This window comes from Microvirga sp. RSM25 (assembly GCF_044784385.1).
Classification (GTDB): Bacteria; Pseudomonadota; Alphaproteobacteria; order Rhizobiales; family Beijerinckiaceae; genus Microvirga; species Microvirga tunisiensis.
Genome location: NZ_CP173039.1, coordinates 2067063 through 2084909 on the forward strand (window position 1 = coordinate 2067063; position 17847 = coordinate 2084909).

Consider the following 17847-nt stretch of genomic DNA (forward strand, 5'->3'; position numbering starts at 1 on the left):
CATCCTCCTCGTCCTGTCCTGCGCCGAATGGGCGAACTCGGCTTCTTCGGCATCCGCTATCCAGCCGAGTACGGGGGCTCCGGAATGGACGCGGTCGCGTCAACGGTCTTCGCCGAAGAGCTCGGGCGCTCGACCTATGGCGGCGTCGCCATCGCGACGCTGGTGCACACCGACATGGCCTCCGTCCACGTCTTCCATGACGGGAACAAGGCGCAACGGACGCGCTGGATGCCAGGCATCGTCAGCGGCGAGGTGATTACCGCGGTTGCCATCACTGAGCCGGATGCCGGCTCAGATGTGAAGGCCATCCGCACCCGCGCCCGCCGGGACGGCGATTATTACATCCTCGACGGCGAGAAGCTCTACATCACGAACGGCGTCTACGCGGACCTCTACTGTGTCGCCGCCAAGACGGATCCGTCGGCCGGGAGCCACGGGATCACGATGTTCCTCGTCGAGAAGGGCACGCCGGGCCTCAAGGTAGCCCGCGCGCTCGACAAGCATGGCTGGCGTTCCTCCGACACGGCGGAGCTTGTCTTCGACGGCTGCCGCATCCCGGCCGAGAATATGCTCGGCATGGAGGGCCAAGGCTTCTACTCGATCATGGGCAACTTCCAGAACGAGCGCCTCGTCCTCGCTGCCATGGCAATCGGAGCGGCCCAGGCGGCAATCGATATGACGCTCGCCTGGGTGCGAACCCGCCGGGCATTCGGGGGAGTCCTGTGGGACATGCAGGCGATCCGCGAGCGCCTCGCCATGCTCGCGACGAAGGTGGAGGCGGGCCGCCAGTTCCTCTATGCCACCGCGTGGCGCATGGCAGCGGGCGAGGACTGCATCCGCGAAGTCTCGATGGTGAAGGCGTTCTGTGGCGAACTCGTCAACGAGGTCATGTATACGTGCGTGCAGTTCCATGGCGCCATGGGCTTCATGCGCGAGAGCCCAATCGAGCGCATGGCCCGAGACGCCCGCGTCCTGTCAATCGGCGGTGGCGCAACGGAAGTGATGCTGGACGTAATCGCGTCGATGTCCTGATTGGCATCGAGATAGCGATCGGAGCGCCGCCGGCTATTCTCTAGGTCCATAGCGCTTCACCGGGCCCAGTTGCCAGGCCGAAGCGAAGAGTCCGCATCTGCTGCGACGGGCCCGAAACGCAACTTCGCGGTAGCTAAGACCGAATAACGCTTCAGCTCAAAAGCCTGGAATATGTTTGGCAGAACTGTCTCATGATCGTCGGCATCTTCGTTTGAGCCGCACTTGGGTAACGCATAAAAGCCGCACGGCAGAAACGGCGATAACTCCTCAGCCGATCCGGCGCGCGCGGGCGTCTTCACATCTCACGGAAATTTCAAGCGGCAACTTGATCCGCCGGCGGACATGCAATAGCTCAGACGTTAGAGCCGAAGCGTGAGCTGATAGCCTGGATGGATATGGGTACGACGGCCGCGACCTCGCCATTTCGGAGCTGATAGGTTCGATCCACCGGTATCATTTCGGGTCCTGTGTGGACCACCCAGATGGCAGCTTCTAATTACCGAAAGGGGCCGCGGCAATCGTCACGCTGACAGTCAGGAACTTGTGACGTGAGCGGATTAAGAATTCAATCCACCTCAAATCAAAAGCATGCCTTCCTCGGGTGGAGTGCAAGGATCTAATGACGTAGTTTTGATGGCGCCTTTTCTCGAGTTGCCAATGCAGCGACAGCAATCGTGATCGCAATTGTCGCGTCGGCAAAACGGAGTAACAGAACGTCATGAGCGGCAGACATCTGGATGATGAGTATCATTGTAAACCCAAAGATGATGCCGCGATACTTTGAGTTTCTTCCGGCAATGATAGGCCAGGCCAAGAACGCAAGAAACACTAGGAAAGGAATGAGTCCGCTCTCTCCCAAAATCGTCAAAAAGGTATTGTGGACGCCTAACCACCTGCCTGTTTCAATTCCATTTGAAATTTTCCTGATTCCACCTTCCATGGCGTGGAACTCACCCAAGCCGGCACCCCACGGAAAAACGCCCTTGATCTTCTCAAATCCGAATTCAAGAAGCACAGTACGCCCCGTTGTCGTTCGTGCGCTGACCTCTCCTCCTGCCAAATTGAGCACGTCTGCCAAGCGCTCCCGCTGATCCCATGAAAGCCGAAACAGATCATGTTCATAGACGAACCAGAGTGCGATGCCCCCCGTAGCAACCGCTATTGAAAACAGCAGCGTAATTCCCAGCGATCGCCTCGTCAGCAGGAAGGCCGCAGTCAACACCAATCCTCCAAGCATAGCCGCCTTGGAGAACGTCATCACCAGAGCAATAACGGCAATACCGCATTGAACCATTTTCCAGAAAAGACTCCGCGCAGGAAGAACGACCACCATAACAAGACAATACAAAGCGGCCGTGGCGGCTTGGTTCGGATTCTCGAATAGGCCGGATGCACGATCTTCTTCTAATTGTCCCATGTAGATCGCGTCTGCGGGGTTCACCGCCTGGAACTGTTGCAGGGTGCTTGAGAAAATTGTGCCAACACATGCAATGAGTGTGAGATACTTAAAAATGACCAAAACAGATGAAACTTGCGCATCATCAAGAGAAACAATCCAGAAATACATCGCGGAAACTAATAAGAATGTAGCAAAATAGAGTCTCATATAATATACATCGATATTTATTGTGGCCATCTTAGGCATTGAGCCCATCATAAGATATGACAGGATAGTCAATGTGAACAAAGCGTAAACCAATGATAAATGACGCAACTTGGCATATTGAAGAGTCAGAATAACCGTCAATGCAAGAACGAAGGGAGACAACATCTCAGCTTCGCCGAGAAACATTGCGGCAACGGCGTTCAAATTCAATCCAGTAAACAATAACAATCCCAATCCAACGGGATTGAGGAATCGACTCGATGCGGAATGCGACCCAATCGTCTGTGTATTGGCCAGCACTTAATCGTCTCCCGCTTGATCACGGCTCATTCTGGGCAACAACAGTTTGCCACCTGATGAAACGTCTTCCGAGTGCATCAATCAATCGCAATTGACTGCTTGAAGAAGTTCCCGACGCTGAGAACGTTGAAAGTTGAGCGCATCCAGCGCCCTTTCATACTCTGCAACTATATGGTGCGCATCAAAGCTCTTGACAGCTTCAGGCCCAACTCTACACCGCCCTTTGTTTGCAAACTCATCGATTTCATAAGCCAGAGCTGACGCGCTAAAATCCGCCGCGAGGCGGCATTCTGGAATGTCCTCCAACGTGCTGCTCAAACCCGCAACTGGCGTCGCTACAACCGGAGTACCGCAGGACAGCGCTTCGAGCACCACATTAGGAAAGCCTTCAAAGCGAGACGACAGAAGAAATCCATCAGCTTTCGCAAAATAAGGATATGGATTCTGGATATATCCGAGCAGCTTCACCCGGTGCTGCAGTTTTCGTTCCTCAACCAATCGTTCTAACGACTGACGCAAGGTGCCGTCCCCGAGAATGGTGAGAGTGATGTTCTTATTCCTGGAACGACTTATTGCCTCGATTGCAACATCAAAGCCCTTTTGGTCCTCAAGTCGCCCCGCTGCCACGAAATTGAAGTGGCGGGGATCAAAGCCCGTGTTCTCAATTTGCCGAGATCGTTTCTGAATGAGATCGAAATCCAAGGGATTGTGTATGACGACCGCTCGCCCAGCTTTCCAATTGAGGGCAACTCGGAAGTCCTCCTCCATGGCACGGGACTGAAACACCAGAAGGTCGGCGCTGCAGACTGCTGCCTTGTTGAGCAGCTGCCAAATGACGGGTCGCCTTCGTGTCTTGAGTTCAGCGCTGAAAAGAATTGCGGGGCGGGCGATAAAGGCGGTGCCATTTGGCCAAAAAGGACGAGTACTTCCGAGCGCAACATTCAAGTAATCGATTGTTGAAAAGACCATGTCGGGCTTCAACTTCCATAGAAGTCGCGCAACCTTGACCAACCCAAACCGTAGACGAGAAGCTCCTAGATCATAGATTTTTATATCGGATGGAAGATCATTGATAAGAGCCGCAGCCTTATGATTAACGAGCACCAAGGACAGTTCGAACCGGTCCCGCGACAGGTTTCTCAGCAATGTCAGAATGACACGCTCAGCTCCTCCGGCGACAAGGTTAGGAAGAAAAAACAGAACATTGATCTTCTTATCTACCATAGCGTGCCTGCCATGCACGAAACATCAGCACGCGCCACAAGTGGTCTGCGTAGTTCCAAGTTCCAGATTGGTGGTCCTGCCACATTCTTTCAACGATCTTCTCGTCGAGAAATTCATCTTGGAGATCTTTTGAGAAAAGTAGGTCTGCCGCCCACGCCTTCAACGGTCCTCTCAGCCAATCTCCAATAGGTACGCCAAAGCCCATCTTGGGCCGATCGACGAGAGAATGCGGAACATAGGCGTTCAAGATCTGGCGCAACGGCCACTTGGTCAACCCATGTCTAACTTTATAGGAAGAAGGCAGGGTGAAGGCAAACTCGACGACCCTGTGGTCCAACAAGGGCAATCGGGTTTCAAGGCTGACCGCCATAGCAGCCCTATCCACCTTCGTAAGAATGTCAGTTGGAAGATACGTCACTGTGTCCATTGCAGACACGAGCGAGAGTATGTCACGCGCGCCGGAAACCGGAAAATCCAAAGCTTCGATATTATAGGCCGAAGATTCCTTCAGCATTGAGCTCCAGTAGTCCGGCCGGAAGGAGAATGCCATGTACCGATGAGCAGGATTGTCCAAAGCGAACATCTCGGCTATCGCTCCAAGGCGGTTTGCAGCAGCTTTGGAAGAGCGACCGACAGGAAGAGCCCGCAGTCGCATCATTGCTGAGGGTGAGTTAAATGCAAACAGTAGCGCACCAAGAAGGGGTTTTCCGGGAATGCGTTCAATGGCAGCGGCAGTGCGTTGTCGTTTGTAGCCCAAGAACAGTTCGTCGCCTCCATCACCGCTTAATGCAACCGTTACGTTCTGGCGGGTGAGTCGCGCTAAAACCGCTGTTGGAATCTGGGAGCTATCGCCAAATGGCTCATCCCATATTTCAGCAATATGAGGGACGACTGCGAGCGCATCAGACGACGTAACAGTCATATCCTGATGGTTCGTGCCAAGGCATTGTGCAACAGCTTTAGCATGATGAGCTTCATTGAAGCTATCCTGCTCGAAACCGATCGTATAGGTTTGAACTGTACGGTTCGACACCGATTGCATGAGAGCGACAATGGTGCTGGAATCGATGCCACCAGAAAGAAACGCTCCCACTGGAACATCAGCAATCATTTGCATGCGAACAGCCTCGACAAGGAGATGTCTAAGCTCATCCACCGCATCATCGACCGTGCCGCGAAATGAATCGCGATCGAGTGCCGTCTGGAGAGACCAATAGTACTCGGTCTTGATATCACTGAATGCAGATTCTCCCCTCACCTGCAGCGTAAGCAGCTGACCTGGCTCCAGTTTGAAAATGCCGTCGTAAATTGAATAGGGAGCCGGAATCGCTCTTTGATAGAAGTAATGCCATAGGGCAGTCGAGTTGATGGACGGCGAAAAATTGGGAATTGTCTGGAATGCCTTCAGCTCGGACGCGAAAACAAACATTCCATTCGTGTGCCCGTAATACAGAGGCTTCTCTCCGAGGCGGTCCCTAGCCAATATCAGAGTGCGATCCCGTGTGTCCCAGAGGGCGAATGCGAACATCCCGACACATCGGTCGATCGCACCGCGGACACCCCATTTCTCGATAGCGGCGAGCAAAGTCTCCGTATCGGATCCACCTTTCCAACCTCTCGAACGGCCAAGAGAGTCGTCGCGCCGGCGAAGGGTTTGATCCGCCGGGCAAGTCTCTTCCAGTTCTTTTCGAATGACTATATGATTATATATTTCCCCGTTAAATACGAGCACGTAGCGCCCGCTGTCGGAGATCATCGGCTGATGACCAGCTGGTGACAGATCGACGACGCTGAGGCGTCGATGCCCGAATGCAATTCCAGCAGAGGTATCTATCCAGTGCCCCCCATCGTCGGGCCCTCTCGCAACTAACGCTGCAGTCATCCGCTCCAGAATTCGACTCGGCTCGCCAGGGCAACCTCGAGGCGTGAAAAGAAACCCAACGATGCCACACATGATTTTCCCTTGGAAAGGCGCTCCACTTGATGCAATTCGTGACCATCTCGCGACCTGATTTAGGTGGAGAACCCACATCTTGTCCGAAGCGAAGCCAAGATATCATCAAAGCACAAGTGAGCAGCGGCTCATTCTAGCTAGAAACCAACATATCGAGGTAACTCCTTGGCGCTAAGCACTTCAGGCAGATTTCTAACATTACGCGTCGAACGGGCTGATTTCTCACGTATTGGAGAGAATCCAGAAGTTTGGCATTCTTAAGCGTTGAACAGAAGATATTCTTGAGCCGAAACATCAACCGGACAGTTTTACATACGGCACTCACATCGAGGCGCGACGTGTCCTCCAGAAGTGCCAAATGCTTCATCCAAAAGCATCGGGCAAAGGATCATTGGATGTAGGTCCGGTGCATTTGGTGTAGTCTCCACTGATCGCGACTGGACCACAGCCGGAATAGCATGAATGATGGGTCGCAAGCACCTATCGAGGTTATAGCGACATTTTCGTTTTCGATGGTACCAGATGAGATTTACAAGAGAGCCTTACAAACTCGTTGATTGGGAACGCCTCGACACATTTGCCGATCGGACTTTCTCACAGAGAAAGGCTTGGCTGGATTTTGTGTGCCAAACCCAAGGCGGAGAACCCGTCGTCGCGAGACTTGAGGACGCCGGTTCAACGCTTGGCTTTTTCACGGGTGTCCTCATCAAAAGGATGGGCTTTAGCATCATGGGCAGCCCGTTTCCGGGCTGGACGACCCCCTATATGGGATTCAACCTTTCTCCCGGAGTGTCACGAACCGCAGCCGTTTCGGCACTAATACCCTTCATTTTCCGCGATTTGAACTGTCATCATTTTGAGATAGCCGATCCGTTCCTGGCAGGGGACGATATGGTCAAGCTTGGTTTCCATGTTCGAACAGGCCAGACGTTTCGCTCAGACCTGACCCTCTCTGAAGAGGAATTGTTCTCCCGCATGGACAGCGCATGCCGCCGCTGCGTTCGAAAGGCAGCCAAGAGCGATGTCATAGTGGAAGAGGCAGATCCAGATAGTTTTCCAGCCGAGTATTATCAGCAGCTCGTTGATGTTTTTGCTAAACAGAACCTGACGCCCACTTATCGGCAAGAGCGCGTCGAGGCCCTGATCAAACGATATTACCCGACCGGCGACCTCCTGCTCCTTCGCGCACGAAATGCCGATGGACGATGCATCGCAACGGGCATCTACCCCGGATTTAACAAAATATCTTTCTTCTGGGGGAACGCCAGCTTTCGAGAGTACCAACATCTCCGTCCCAACGAGACCCTGCACTGGCATGCAATGAAATACTGGAAGAGGCGCGGCACACAATGGCACTACTGGGGGAACGGTGGTGAATACAAACGAAAGTACGGAGGTGAAGAAGTCCCGTTCATGGAGTTTCGTCTCTCTCGTGGAGCAGCAACCGCCATTGCCCGAGACACGGCCAAAGCCCTTTATTTTTACGGGCGCAACATGAAAAGACAGGTCTTAGCGTTGAGGAGGTCCTTCCTTGCGACATAGGCCCCAGGAAATAATTTTAATGTAACTGACCAGGTACCGCCCTGAACACTTATCAGGCGCGCAACGAATCAGATCAAATATGCCACCCCTACAGGCAGGGCGAGACGGACCGTCCACATATCGAATGTGACGCCTCGGCGCTTCAGTGGGATAGAACTCGATCATTCATTATCACCCGGGGCGATTTGTACAATATCGGCTGAAATTCGAGACAACAGCCAAACTCAGTCCGTCAATCATTTTCCGCTTGATCGATTTTGCGGGAAAGAGAGCTTAGGTGTCTAATCCAAATCCCCTATGTCGACAGTTCTTCCAGCTATTCGTAGCTGCCGCACAGCGCCTAAATCCCGCCGCAACATTCCAAGAATCGCGTCGAGATTCTAAGATTTGCGACCCTGAATACACCGTACGCATCGGCTTCATCTCTAGGATTAACTCATAATATGAACGGTGGTCTGCTTTGCTCGATCATTCAGCAATGCTATCTTTTCATGGGCTTTTAGAGAATAGGCGCGCCGAGGCCGCATTGACGTTTGCTCATGGACTTAGGTCGTCCAAGCACGTCAAGCCTGTGGTCAGGGTTTGCGACAAACGCTTTAGCACACGAAGCAGCTCATTCTGCCGAAAGCAAAAACGTTGGCTTCAAATAGAGGGAGGCATGAATGAAAGCAGTCATCCAATCGGGAGGAAGAGGCACGCGCCTGAGACCATATACATCTGTCCTGCCTAAACCATTAATGCCCATCGGCGCTAAGCCAGTTATAGAACTTCTCCTGAAATGGCTCAGGCGAAACGGCATAGAAGATATCTATATCACGACAGGGTATTTAGGACATCTCATTCGCAGCGTCTGCGGTGACGGCAAGCAGTGGGGCATGAATATCACTTATACGCAGGAAACGGAGCCGCTCGGCACAATTGGTCCGTTGACGCTCCTGCGTGACAAACTGGACTGCACTTTTCTCGTTCTGAATGGCGATGTGCTTACTGACCTGAGTCTCAACGCTTTTAGTTCATTCCACCGAAGCCATACTCACCCGCTGACGATCGCCACAACAACAAGAACCACGAAAATGGACTTCGGCGTTGTTGATGATGTCGATGGTATGGTTACGCGCTTTCGGGAAAAGCCGACACTTTCAAACTGTGTCAGCATGGGTGCTTACTGCATGGAGCCAGAAGTACTCCGTTATATTCCCTCAGGCATGCCATTCGGGTTCGATGATCTCGTATTCTGCATGATGGAGAGAGGCGTTCCCGTCCATATCTATAAGCATCAGGGTCTCTGGCTCGACATCGGTCGTGTAGAAGACTTCCATAAAGCGCAAGAGATCGATTGGGATGAGCAAGTTCCATCACTTGCGGCGATCGAAGCCTGAATTCGAAGCGTAACGTCACGCGTAACGAGATGCTTTCCGGAGAAAATCATGCTTGCAGCGGCGTCCGCTCCTGAGGTTGAAGATAGTGTGGCATCATCAACGTCAATCACAGACATTTCCTTTATTCCTGTGGCAGATCCAGTGCTTGGCCATGAGGAAAAGACTGCTTTATGCGAGGTCATCGACAGCGGCTGGATAACAATGGGCGAGCGAGTCCAGCGCTTCGAAGAGGATCTTGCAAGAATACATGATGTAGAAGAGACAGTTGCAGTCAGCTCCTGCACCGCCGGTTTGCATCTCATTCTCCATGCACTGGGCATCGGACCTGGCGACGAAGTACTGGTACCGTCTCTGACTTTTGTGGCTACGATCAACTGCATCCTGTATGTCGGCGCCGCTCCTGTACTCGTCGATATTGACACCATCGACAACCCGTTGATGTCTCTTGATGATGCAGCAAGAAAGTGCACGGAGAAAACCAAAGCAATTATTCTCGTTCACTACGCCGGCTATCTTGCTGATCGTTCAGCTTGGCAAAAGTTCGCGGATCAGAGAGGTCTGCTCATCATAGAAGACGCTGCTCACGCAACAGGTCTTAAAGACGTCGGAACATATGGGGTCGCTGCGGCTCTTAGTTTCTATGGCAACAAAAATATGACGACTGCTGAAGGAGGTGCAGTCATCGTCTCCGACCAGAACCTGCGCGAGAAGATACGGAAAATGCGCGGCCATGGTCTGACGAGCGGCACATTTCAGCGCCATTCTGGTTCAAGTCCCGGCTATGACATGACTATGCTCGGCTTCAACTACCGAATGGATGAGCTGAGGGCTGCTATAGGCATTGTGCAACTGCGGCATCTCGAAGCCTGGAACCACAAGAGAAGACATCTGACCCAATTATATAGATCGCTGCTCGAAGAGCATGCCCCAGAGGTTGTTGTTCCCTTCACTGCAGGCGACGTATCATCCTATCACATTATGCCCGTGGTCATACCAGACGGTGCCGATCGATCACACGTGATAAAATCGATGAGAGACGCGGGCATACAAACAACGATCCACTACCCTCCAGCGCACCTGTTTTCATTCTATCGAGAACACTTACCATCTAAGCAGCTTCCGAGAACGGAAGAATATGGCAGGCGAGAATTGACTCTGCCGCTCTTTCCCCGTCTCGATGCTGTGCATATAGAACGAATTACACATGCACTTGCGAAGTCAATTCGCTGCTAGGGAGTGCAGGCAAATGCCGGATTCGCAAGTTAAAAGCGGTTTTTCTATCTTACTGCGCCTAATCTCAGAGGTAACACGACGTATATTCGATGTCGTCTTCGCATCATTATCTCTCCTCGTTCTCTCCCCTGCCCTCTTGCTCATCGTTCTCGCCATTTGGCTTGAAAGTGGACGTCCAATCTTTTTCAAACAGGTACGCCTCGGAAGGTATGGACAGCCCTTTTACATGTACAAGTTTCGCAAGTTTCACAAGGACTGCGGCACAAGCGGGCCTCCTCTAACTCTACAAGAGGATCCGCGATTGACAGCTGTCGGAAAATTCTTGGCATCGTCAAAGTTGGATGAATTGCCGCAACTCTGGAATACACTCAGAGGCGACATGTCGGTGATTGGGCCTCGTCCGGAGTCTCTCGCTTTCGCAGACTGCTTCACCGGCAACTTCACGGAAGTGCTGAACCATAAGCCTGGCATTCTTGGGCCAAGTCAGGTGGCTTTCCGGAACGAATGCGCCCTCTATCCGCGAGACTCTGATCCGAGCGAGTTCTACCGCCTGGAGATTTTTCCGGCCAAAGCTCTCATCGATCTACAGTATTATTCCCGCCGAAGCCTTTTCCACGACCTTCTATGGCTTGCTTACGGGGTTCTTGCTGTTCTGAGGATTGGTCCAAGGCTACCGCGGGCACAAGTATCTAACGTGAATGGTGAGAGCCCGCACGTTCTGCTGCCCAGGCCGAAAGTTCCCATGGCAATCCATAGTGCGGCCACGACACGGGGTACTGAAGCGTGAGATACGAAGACACTAAGGTTCTCATTACCGGCGCTGATGGCTTCATCGGTTCACATTTGACCGAAGCACTTGTTGCTCGGTCAGCCCGCGTGACGGCCTTGAGCCTCTACAATTCATTCGACAGCTGCGGGTGGTTGGATGACATCCCAGACGAGGCTCGATCTCGATTGAGTCTGGTACGTGGCGATCTGCGTGATTCAGCCTTCGTGCGCCGTATTGTGCGCGATCATGAGATCGTCTTCCATCTTGGAGCTCTGATAGCTATTCCTCAATCTTATACGACCCCTCACTCATACGTTGAAACCAATGTTGTTGGAACACTCAACGTTCTTGAGGCAGCGCGAGAGTTTGGTGTCAGGCGCGTCATACATACATCGACCAGCGAGGTATATGGTACGGCCATCACAATGCCGATCAATGAATCGCATCCTCTGCAGGGTCAGTCGCCCTATTCGGCTTCAAAAATCGGGGCCGATATGATGGCGGAGGCGTTTGCTCGCTCCTTCGATTTACCCGTAGTCACTCTCAGACCGTTCAATACGTTTGGTCCTCGTCAAAGCGAGCGCGCCATCATCCCGACTATCATCCGTCAAGCCCTCGATCGAAACTGCTCGGACATACGGGTGGGTGATATATCTCCCGTTCGTGATCTAACCTTCGTTGAGGACACTGTTGCTGCATTTCTCGCTATCGGATCATCGTCTAACGTTGAATTCGGCAAAGCCTATAATGCAGGAAGCGGAAAGGCTGTTACAGTCTCCGACCTGATCAACATGATTTTGGAGGCGACCAATTGCAGCAAACCCATTGTTCAAGATCCTCAACGCCTTCGACCGACGAACTCTGAGGTGCGCGCTCTTCTCTCCGATAGCAGTCGCATTTCGCGAGAGACTGGCTGGCAGCCGAGCGTTGCTCTGTACGATGGCCTTGAACGAACGATCGATTGGTGGCGCGACCGCATAAATCGCGGCTTGGTACGTCGAGATGCAGCTTTCAGTACATAGAACGTAATTAGATCTGGATTGGCGTTCCGTCCTATCCGGCATTCCAAGGTCCGACACTGGACAATTGTCGTTCCTGGGATCACATCGGTCGTATGAGTAGTGCAGTTCCGCATGGTGATCGCTGCGGACGAGGATTGAGCAATTCACATGTGGCGCGGCAACTCTCATAATGCGGAACTATCACTTCCGGTCCAATCGGCTCTAGAAGAAAGCCCGTACGGCTCAAACGCTGCAAGCAGGACGCTGCGCGACGTTGTACTTCGATCGTCAACACGCTTCCGTGATATAAGAAATCATCCATTCATTCGCAGCGCAAGCGTGGCTATTGGAGGCGCCGCCGCAGCTCAGTTTATCACCATTGCCTTCTCGCCGCTTATCACTCGCTTGTACGGCCCTGAAGCGTTCGGCGCAGTGGGCGTCTTCACAGCAACTGTACTCATCATCGCTTCCTTTGCAGACCTCATGTATGGGTCTGCTATCGTGCTGCCCCCGTCGGAAGCGGAAGCTCGGTCTCTCCTCAAGCTTTCTGCCGTCGTTTGCACCGTCATATCTCTCATCTCTCTTCTCGGATTCGGGATCTTTCGTCACGAGATTGCGACGGCGATCGGATTCAGCGCCTCACCTGAACTGCTCTTTTTCGCGCCTCTCCTGATCCTGCTCTCCGGCCTCTGTCAGCCGCTTCATCACTGGCTTTACCGAGAGGGAAAGTTCAATGAAATCTCACGTATCAACATTGTAGAAGCGCTTGCGAACAATACGTCAAAGGTTGCGATCGGACTTGTCTCCGCGACTGCCCCGGTACTCCTGGTCCTAGGCGTCATGGCCAAGTTACTGCAAACCGTTTTGTTATGGTTAAGAGCCCGTCCCTCCCTGCTGCGACGGGAAACTGTGGCTCCTTCATCGGAAGAGGCTACAGCGTCTGTAACATTGCGATCAGTGGCTAATCGCTACCGGGATTTCCCGCTCTTTCGTGCTCCCCAGAAGTGGCTTAGAGATCTGTCCTACACCATTCCGTCGCTCATGTTCGCGTCCCTCGTCGGACCGGTTGCTGTCGGATTCTATCTTCTTTCTACACGTGTTATTCACCTTCCCAACACTGTGATAGCGGAAGCTGCGGGGCCCGTATTTCTCGCCCGCATTGCCAAGGCAAGTCATCAGTCACAAGGCCTACGCCCAATTCTCCTCAGAGGCAGCATAGCCCTTGCGGCAATAGGGATCTTTCCTTTTGGCGTAGTTGCCTTCACAGGCCCCTTGTTGTTCGGAGTTGTCTTCGGCGCTGACTGGGAGATCGCCGGCGAGTATGCTCGATGGCTATCGTTGTCTTCCTATCTCGCGTTTATAGCTGTGCCAACGCTGAGCGCTGTTCCCTTGATGGGGCTTCAAGGCCAACTTTTAGCCTATGAGATCGGTACAACTGCAGTAAAAGCAGGAGCATTGGCAGTTGGCGCGCTGTATCTCCATAGCGATGTCGCCGCGATCGCTTTGTTCTCGGTCACGGGCGCTTGCGCAACGCTGGCTCAGATCGTCCTGTGCCTCGCGTTATGCAACAGTCGCGTTCGAGGCAGGTAATATCAGGTTCTTCCTATGCAGGCATCAGGCATAGGATCACGCGACAGCAGTCTATATGGCGCAGAAGTTGGCTCCTCTTACATAGGAGCACCCCAATCGGGCCAAAGACAGTAGCGCTCAATTGAGGTTACAATCACATGGCACATTGCCCGATTGCATCGATCATTCTGGTGCGACTTATGCCGTCTTTTTTAGCTCTCACTATGGCAACGCGCATCCGAGCTACATCTGACTCAGGTGCGGCGGGACCGAACGTGACGCCTGCTTTAGAAAAGAGAACAGCCGATGAACTATATAGATGGACGCCTTATCGATAGCTACCCGGAAGAAAGGCAACCCGCCCTGTCGGATCGCCCTTTCGTTAGCGTCATAATGCCGGTCCGGAACGAGTCTCGTTTCATCGAGGAAAGCCTTGGCGCCGTACTTGCACAGGATTATCCTAACGATCGGCTGGAAGTACTGATCGCAGATGGAATGTCGACAGATGATACGCGAGAGATCATCTCTCTTGTAGCAGCGTCTTATCCTGCTATCCCGGTTAAGATTATCGACAATCCGGCCCGGATCGCGTCTACAGGCCTTAATGCCGCTCTCAAACAGGCCCGCGGCGACGTGATCGTTCGTGTTGATGGCCACACTTTCCTTGAACATGATCACGTCCATCAATGTGTTGCGGCGCTTCAAAGATCCGGTGCCGATCATGTCGGCGGTCGAATGGAGACTGTCAGTGAAGGACGGTTTGGCGAGGCGGTGTCTTTAGCCACCGGTACGAGTTTCGGTGTTGGACACGGTCGCTTTCACTACTCCGATCGCGAAGAATGGAGCGACACTGTTTCAATGGGCGCGTGGCCCCGGCAAGTATTTGAGCGCATCGGTCTCTTCGATGAAGAACAGGTTCGAAACCAGGATGACGAATTCAACTATCGTCTTCTCGAGAACGGGGGCAAGATCCTGTTGAGCCCGAACATCCGGTCAAGGTATTATAACCGTAGCACGCCGCGTTCGCTCTGGAGACAGTACTATCAGTATGGCTACTGGAAGATCAGAGTCATGCAGAAACATCCATTACAAATGCGCCCCCGGCAATTCGCGCCTCCCCTCTTTGCGGCAGCGCTCGTAGTAGGCGTTCTCCTGGCCCCTTTCTTCAATCTTGCGATTTGGGGCGCCGGGATAGTTATCGGCAGCTATGCATTGGCGAACATTGCCGCCTCGGCTCTAACGGCTCGCCGAGCGGGTTGGGAGCTCATGCCGCGCCTCTCGTTAGCCTTTGCTGCCCTTCATCTTTCGTATGGCTTCGGCTTCTTGGTAGGCTTGGTGCGGTTTTGGAACCGCTGGCATGATCGGGGAGAGTGGATTGTTCTCAGGCAGGATTAGTTATTTGTCGGGATACAGATTAGAATGTCTAAAAAGTAATGTTTGATATGATTCGGAATGCGTTGACAGGATCGGAGGGAACAGTCGTCATGCCGCGCGTGCTGACGTATCACGATGTGGTCGAGGCAGACTTCGATACGAGCGGTTTCCCGGGCGGTGGTCCTGCGCATTACAAACTTCCCAAGGACGAGTTTACCCGCCATCTCGGTGCTATCGCGGCCACCTCGGTATCTCCGATACTGTTGCCGGAGTTCCGCGCCTCGGACGCGAATGAAACCGAAGCCTTGCTGATCACGTTCGATGACGGTGGCGTAAGCGCAGCCGACGTGATTGCCGATGCTCTTGAGCAGCAAGGTTGGCGCGGTCATTTCTTTATCGTGACCGACTATATCGGCCGACACGGCTTCATGACCGCCGCACAGGTCCGCGATCTGGCCCACCGGGGGCATATCATCGGCACACATTCCTGCAGTCATCCCGCTCGAATGTCTGCATGTCCGCCACAGAAGCTCTTGGATGAATGGCAGCGAAGCCGGGAGATATTGTCGGATATCCTCGAGACGCCCGTGACAGCAGGATCGGTTCCGGGCGGATACTACTCACATAATGTCGCGGTTGCGGCCGCTGCGTCGGGATTGACAGACCTCTTCACATCCGAGCCGTCCACTCATGTCACGACAGTGAATGGGTTACACGTGTATGGCCGATTTTCGGTCCATCGGCACACCCCGATCTCAAGAGTAGCTGCGATCGCATCGGGACGCCGTTTCGCTTTATTACGAGAAGCTGTTGTTTGGAATCTAAAGAAGGTCCTCAAGGTCACCGGCGGAAGGACTTATTTAAAACTTCGCAAGTTAATTCTCAACAATCATCATCGATGTTTATAGCATAGACTCTGATCTCATCCGATTCATCACGAGTGATCAGGCTGTTCCTTCAACTGACGCTTTGCTAAATCCGGCCTCTCCCCAAGGATGCTCGAGATTAGGAATGCCAAAGCGCTTGCGGCTCCAACTCCCGATATGCTTGCAGTCGCATCGACAATACTTGCAAATCGTCCGGGCGAGATAAGCTGGCCCAGTTCAAGAAAACCTGCGTACACCATGAGCGATGCAGTAATAAGAACTCTCTTCCGAGGGTATCCGAGCATGAAGAACATGGCGGTACCGAAATAGGCAGCAAAATGCTCAAGCAGAGTAGGCGCCCCGGTTCTTACTTGAAGATCGCCAGGGATCAATGACAAGTAGGCAAGCAATATCGTGCAGAACCATGCGCACACACGCAGGCTGCGCTGTTTAAGATCAATCAGCACCGAAGACTCCTCTCGGCTGCCGGATAATATCACTTTCGGCAGTCGCTATTGTGGGGTTAACAACCGGGGGAATCCTGTCCCCCGATATCGCGCGTACGCCTTACCTGGCGGACAAGTGAACTTGCCAAAAAGCTGACCTCCAGTCAGGAGAATGGCTTCTGCACCGTGGCCGAATTCGATCAGTCTGTTGCCTTGAACACTTCCCGCGGCAGCATGACCTCTACGACGTCTCCAGGCATCAGCTCCGTATCAAACTCCGCATTGAAGCCATCCCAGGTATTTCCATTTTTCCTGAAAACCTCAAGGTTCGGTTTGTCGGCCGAGTTCTCCTGAAGACGAGATTTCATTGAGCCAACATACAGGAGCTTGTCTCCTGCGGCTTGAATTCTGGTCCGGATCTCCCCGAGCCTGTTCTCAGCCTCTTCCAGCTCGCGGACCAGCCGCAAACGACGCTGATCGTCGGCCCTCTGCAACTGTCGCTTCTGTTCCTCCTCGCCTCTCCTGGCAATGGTGAGGTTCGCCTCCGTTTGGAGCAGCCTTTCTGACACGAAGGTAAGTGCCCTCTGCTCCTCGGATATTCGCGCTATGGAGGTCAGACCCTTTTCTAAATTTGACTTCAGTCGTGCAACTTCAGCAGCTTGCTGCTGGTAGGTTTGCAACAGTTCTTCCCGCAGCCGTCCCAGAGTGGCAATCTGCGACTGAGTCTGCTCGATGGACCTTCCAAGAGATGCAACTTCCTTCTTGTAGTCATCCAGGGCAATATCGCGCTGTTCCATCTGAGCCCGCTGCGTTTTCGTAGGGTCCTGCCTTCCAGAACCGGCGTCGCTCTGCCCTTTGCTCGGCGTTCCATTCAGTTCTCCCGATATTCGGGAGACGATCGCCTGCTGCCGAAGATAATCCGACTGTAGAAGACGACCCTCCGCCTGCAGATCGACTTCCTGCAGCCTTGGATCTCCTCCGGACCGGAAGCGCATGACATCCAGCCCGCCCGCGAGGGCTATCGCCTGCCGGATCGTTATCCTGGTCCGGTATGGGAGCTCGCCAGGTTTTGCGACGTCTCCGTTCATATAGATGGGCCGGTGCTCCGCAATCGTGACGGTTATTTCCTCGGGATAGATGTAGACGGCCCGTTCGCTCCCATCGGGAGCCCTGCTGCGGACCGTCTTGTTGGTCAGCTCATTTCTCAACTTGCCCTGAAGATCACTCAGCGAGAAACCCGCAACGTTCATCAGCCCGACCAGAGGAACAGGTATTTGACCTTCCATGTTGACGGTCGCTCTCTGACGAAGTTCCGGCAAACCCACGACCGATATCTCAAGGACATCGCCGGGTGCCACGACATAGGACGCCCACGCATCAGACGCTTCAACGACCAAGAAAGCTGGAAAGATTGCAATCAATCGGGCAAACGACAGCAGGCTGGAGCGAACTGATGGAAAAAGAAGCGGCATTAGGTTGGCTCCGATAAATCTGTATTCACCACTCGGGTTCGGGGGGAGCCCTCGTCTCGTTGAGGATTACTCGGCCGGAC

Annotated in this window: 14 protein-coding genes; 9 read left to right on the forward strand and 5 right to left on the reverse strand. The window is 53.2% G+C overall.

What is annotated here, in order from left to right:
- Positions 1 to 27 precede the first annotated feature (27 nt).
- Positions 28 to 1032, forward strand: a complete 1005-nt coding sequence (locus ACD578_RS09735) for an acyl-CoA dehydrogenase family protein (RefSeq protein WP_404292618.1) — start codon at positions 28 to 30, stop codon at positions 1030 to 1032.
- Positions 1033 to 1648: 616 nt separating this feature from the next.
- On the opposite strand, the gene ACD578_RS09740 is transcribed toward ACD578_RS09735, so the two are convergent.
- From ACD578_RS09740 to asnB, 3 genes are all read right to left on the reverse strand, one after another.
- Positions 1649 to 2938, reverse strand: a complete 1290-nt coding sequence (locus tag ACD578_RS09740; protein ID WP_404292620.1) for an O-antigen ligase family protein — start codon at positions 2936 to 2938, stop codon at positions 1649 to 1651.
- 81 nt (positions 2939 to 3019) lie between these two features.
- Positions 3020 to 4162 (reverse strand): glycosyltransferase, encoded by a 1143-nt coding sequence (locus ACD578_RS09745; RefSeq protein WP_404292622.1) that lies wholly within the window; start codon positions 4160 to 4162, stop codon positions 3020 to 3022.
- Positions 4152 to 6116 carry an asparagine synthase (glutamine-hydrolyzing) gene (gene asnB / locus ACD578_RS09750; protein WP_404292624.1) on the reverse strand — a complete coding sequence of 655 codons (1965 nt, stop codon included), beginning with the start codon at positions 6114 to 6116 and terminating at the stop codon, positions 4152 to 4154. Before asnB ends, ACD578_RS09745 begins: the two co-directional genes overlap by 11 nt.
- A 522-nt stretch (positions 6117 to 6638) precedes the next feature.
- On the opposite strand from asnB, the gene ACD578_RS09755 reads away from it, so the two are divergent.
- The 8 genes from ACD578_RS09755 (at position 6639) to ACD578_RS09790 (ending at position 15891) form a co-directional block, all read left to right on the forward strand.
- The gene (locus ACD578_RS09755; protein ID WP_404292626.1) at positions 6639 to 7658 is read left to right on the forward strand and encodes a GNAT family N-acetyltransferase; all 1020 of its coding nucleotides are present in this window, start codon (positions 6639 to 6641) and stop codon (positions 7656 to 7658) included.
- A 662-nt stretch (positions 7659 to 8320) separates the two neighbouring features.
- Positions 8321 to 9037 carry an NDP-sugar synthase gene (locus ACD578_RS09760; protein WP_404292628.1) on the forward strand — a complete coding sequence of 239 codons (717 nt, stop codon included), beginning with the start codon at positions 8321 to 8323 and terminating at the stop codon, positions 9035 to 9037.
- A 48-nt stretch (positions 9038 to 9085) separates the two neighbouring features.
- Positions 9086 to 10270 carry a DegT/DnrJ/EryC1/StrS family aminotransferase gene (locus tag ACD578_RS09765; RefSeq protein WP_404292630.1) on the forward strand — a complete coding sequence of 395 codons (1185 nt, stop codon included), beginning with the start codon at positions 9086 to 9088 and terminating at the stop codon, positions 10268 to 10270.
- A 13-nt stretch (positions 10271 to 10283) separates the two neighbouring features.
- Positions 10284 to 11057, forward strand: coding sequence for a sugar transferase (locus ACD578_RS09770; RefSeq protein ID WP_404292632.1), 774 nt, complete (start codon positions 10284 to 10286; stop codon positions 11055 to 11057).
- On the forward strand, positions 11054 to 12061 hold the full coding sequence (locus ACD578_RS09775) for an SDR family NAD(P)-dependent oxidoreductase (protein WP_404292634.1): 1008 nt from the start codon (positions 11054 to 11056) through the stop codon (positions 12059 to 12061). The genes ACD578_RS09770 and ACD578_RS09775 overlap by 4 nt, the downstream gene beginning before the upstream one ends.
- Positions 12062 to 12208: 147 nt before the next feature.
- Positions 12209 to 13630, forward strand: coding sequence for a lipopolysaccharide biosynthesis protein (locus ACD578_RS09780; protein WP_404292636.1), 1422 nt, complete (start codon positions 12209 to 12211; stop codon positions 13628 to 13630).
- A 285-nt stretch (positions 13631 to 13915) separates the two neighbouring features.
- Entirely contained in the window at positions 13916 to 15004 is a 1089-nt protein-coding gene (locus ACD578_RS09785) for a glycosyltransferase family 2 protein (protein ID WP_404292638.1), read from the forward strand.
- An 89-nt stretch (positions 15005 to 15093) separates the two neighbouring features.
- Complete coding sequence (locus ACD578_RS09790) at positions 15094 to 15891, forward strand: polysaccharide deacetylase family protein (RefSeq protein ID WP_404292640.1); 798 nt, start codon at positions 15094 to 15096, stop codon at positions 15889 to 15891.
- Positions 15892 to 15917: 26 nt separating this feature from the next.
- Here ACD578_RS09790 and ACD578_RS09795 read toward each other — a convergent pair whose 3' ends face one another.
- Positions 15918 to 16316, reverse strand: coding sequence for a hypothetical protein (locus tag ACD578_RS09795; RefSeq protein WP_404292641.1), 399 nt, complete (start codon positions 16314 to 16316; stop codon positions 15918 to 15920).
- A gap of 179 nt (positions 16317 to 16495) precedes the next feature.
- Positions 16496 to 17767 carry a polysaccharide biosynthesis/export family protein gene (locus ACD578_RS09800; RefSeq protein ID WP_404292643.1) on the reverse strand — a complete coding sequence of 424 codons (1272 nt, stop codon included), beginning with the start codon at positions 17765 to 17767 and terminating at the stop codon, positions 16496 to 16498.
- Between the last annotated feature and the right edge of the window lie 80 nt (positions 17768 to 17847).